3 protein-coding genes are annotated in these 2852 nt (G+C 58.2%); all 3 read right to left on the reverse strand.

From position 1 onward, the window contains the following. Positions 1 to 123: 123 nt before the first annotated feature. Positions 124 to 1272, reverse strand: coding sequence for a DUF2827 domain-containing protein (locus tag JWQ61_RS14665; protein WP_304361177.1), 1149 nt, complete (start codon positions 1270 to 1272; stop codon positions 124 to 126). Continuing rightward, on the reverse strand, positions 1269 to 2423 hold the full coding sequence (locus JWQ61_RS14670; protein WP_304361178.1) for a DUF2827 domain-containing protein: 1155 nt from the start codon (positions 2421 to 2423) through the stop codon (positions 1269 to 1271). The genes JWQ61_RS14665 and JWQ61_RS14670 overlap by 4 nt, the downstream gene beginning before the upstream one ends. Positions 2424 to 2451: 28 nt before the next feature. After that, positions 2452 to 2852: DUF2827 family protein (locus JWQ61_RS14675; protein WP_304361179.1), on the reverse strand; the 401-nt coding region annotated here is incomplete at its 5' end.

The following is a 2852-nucleotide window of genomic DNA, read 5'->3' on the forward strand; positions in this document are numbered from 1 at the left end:
CGGCACCACGGCGCCGACGGAGGAAGAAAAAGCCAGGGAAGAGGTCAAGAACGAATTGTTCTGATCCTGGCAGGTTGCCAGTCCAACAAAAAGGCTTCCCTGAACCAATCAGGGAAGCCTTTTTTAAGTCGAGTACAGATCCAGCAGGCGTCGGGTATAAATTTCGATATTCTCCGGCAGGCTCACATCCAGCGTGCGCAGCAAGGTCTGTGCATGGCGCCGGTAATCCTCCAGCTGCGCATCATGCGTGGCAAACGCCTGCAATACCGCCTGGCCACCGGCGAAAGAATCGAACTCCGGATAGTAGTAGCCGTAGTCCTTGATGAATTCCGAATTGTGGATCAGCGGATAAGCGCCGTACAAAGCTTCGTAGTACAGGTAATTCTGGCCGTTTTCCCAGTGATGCGAAATGATGCAGTCGCCGTAATTGGCCATGAACTCATACACCGCGAAGCGTCCCTCAAAAGACGCCAGGCCATGGTTCACCACATCCAGCGAGCGCGCAAATTGCGAAAACTTCAGGTGCTCTTTCAGGTGCAAGGTATTGCAGACGCTGAGGTGCTCCAGGAATGCCGGCTGCGCCCGATATGCCTCTTCGCATGCCAGCATCGGCAGCAGCGAGGTTTTCACCATGCAGACGTTGGGTTCGAAGCTGCACACCCGCCAGCGCGGCTTGCCAGGCTGGTAGCCGTAGCTGAGATGGCTGGGCAAGGTGGCGATGCCCTTGGCAAAGAACAGCGGCGTCCACAGATGCGGCACGATGTGCACCGGCGCCCTTGCCGTAAGGCCGAAATAGTCCTTGCAGCTGCGCAGGTACTCCGGCAGGGTCCACACCGCATCGTAGGGCTTGTCGCTGCACAGGCCGCCGTGCGGCTTGTTGAACATGGCGCGCTCAATGTCGATCACGTAGTCGTTGCCGACCCGCATCCAGGCATAACGCCCGCCGCGCTCGCGGAATCTCCTGACCCAGTCCTCGTTCAACTGGGCGCTCATTTCAATCACCACGTCCAGGGTTTCCATGGCCTGCTCCAGGCCGATCATGTCGATTCCCAGGTCGCCCAGCATCATGGCGTCGTTCACCTGGTCGGTCTGGCCGTCCAGCACCAGCACCGCGCGTTCGACCGCAGGCGACTGGTTGAACAACTGCACCAGGAATGCGCAGTTCTGGAAGATGCCGTTTTCCCATATCGATTGCGGCCCGGGACGCACGTACAGGGTTACGCCGACGCGCAGCTTGCGTTGGGGCAGAGGATGGCTCAAAGGATTGCTCATACCCGGCCCTCCACGGTGTGCTGTAGTCTTTTCACAAATGCTTCCACGTTCTCGGGACGGACCGGATCAAGCTTGTCCAGGTAGGTCGCGCCCGCTTTTTTATAGTCTTCCCAGAATTCAGGTTCCTGGTTCCAGGCGCCGAGCAAGGCATGGCCGCCGGCGCTGGCTTCGAAATCCGGGTAATAGATGCCAACGCCGCCGGCTTTCAGGTATTCCGAATTGTGGATCAGCGGATAACCGCCGTAGAGCGCGTCGTAGTACAGATAATTCAAGCCGCACTCCCACTGATGCGACACCACGGCATCCATCTTCTGCTGCGCCATGCATTCGACAAATGCCACGCGCGGCTCGTAGCTGGCCCTATGCTGCTGCGTCAGATCGAGGTTGATGGCGAAACGGTTGAAGGTCGGGTGTTCCTTCATATGCACGGTATTCATGACCATCATGGTGCTCACCGAACGCCGGTCCAGCCGGAATGCCTGCTCGCACACCAGCATCGGAATAAAACAGCTTTTGACGACAGAAATATTCGGCTCGAAAATCGCCGTGCGCCAGCCCGGCCGCTCGGCACCGCCAGTGCTGACATGTGGCTGGTAGCCGAAGTGATGGCCGTCTTTTTCGACCTGGTCGATCTGACCCTGGATAAACAGCGGCGACCAGATGTGCGGCACGGCGAACACCGGCACCCGCGACACGGTGCGCAACAGGGGACCGCTGCTTTTCATGTGATGCGGCAGCGTCCATATTTCGTGCCACGGCGTGCCGTTGAAAATCTGGCCGCTGGCGCCTTCGAACATCGGTGCTTCGGCATTGTCGGCATAGGTGTGGCCGACAAAGAAGGTAATGATCTTGACGCCCAGCGCGCGTATGTGACGCAGCCATTCCAGCGGCAGCTGCGCACCCATTTCGATCACCACATCCAGTTCGAAAGTGACGTCGCCGGGCCGCACCAGCGGCACGTCGAGGCTGCCCAGGCCCATCGCCTCAGGCATGTGGTCGAGGTCGCCGCCGTTCAGCAAAAATACGCGGCCGACTTGCGGGCTCTGTTTCAGCAGCATCACCAGGAACGCCAGGTTCTGATTGATGCCGTTGGACCAGAGCTGCGCGCCCTGGACGGCGAAGACGGAAACACCTACATTGATTTTTTTCATGAATTAGGAAAAATGAGAAACCATCCGGTCATGCTATCGGCTGTTGCAGCAAAGCCGCCAGCAAGCGCTCATACTCGGCCGTCACCTGCGGGCTGCCGGGCAGGTAGCGGCTTATCGCCTGCCGCTGGCGCGCCAGATAATCCTGCCAGCTGCCGTCGTGCGAGTTCAGTACTTCAAGCAGCTTGCGGCTGCCTTCTTTCACATTGTTGCCCTCATAGTAGTAACCGAGGTCGCTGCACATGTAAGCGTTATGCACCAGCGGATAACCTTGCCAGCAGACGTCGAAATAAAAATAATTCAGCGCATTCTCGATCTGGTGGGAAATCACCACATCGGTCATCTGGCTCAGGAACTGCGGCGTGTCGAAGCGTCCCAGGAACACCGCCTTGTGTTCGCGCACGATATCCAGCTGGTTCATCACGGCAATGA

This window comes from Collimonas fungivorans, from assembly GCF_028292705.1.
GTDB lineage: Bacteria > Pseudomonadota > Gammaproteobacteria > Burkholderiales > Burkholderiaceae_D > Collimonas > Collimonas fungivorans_B.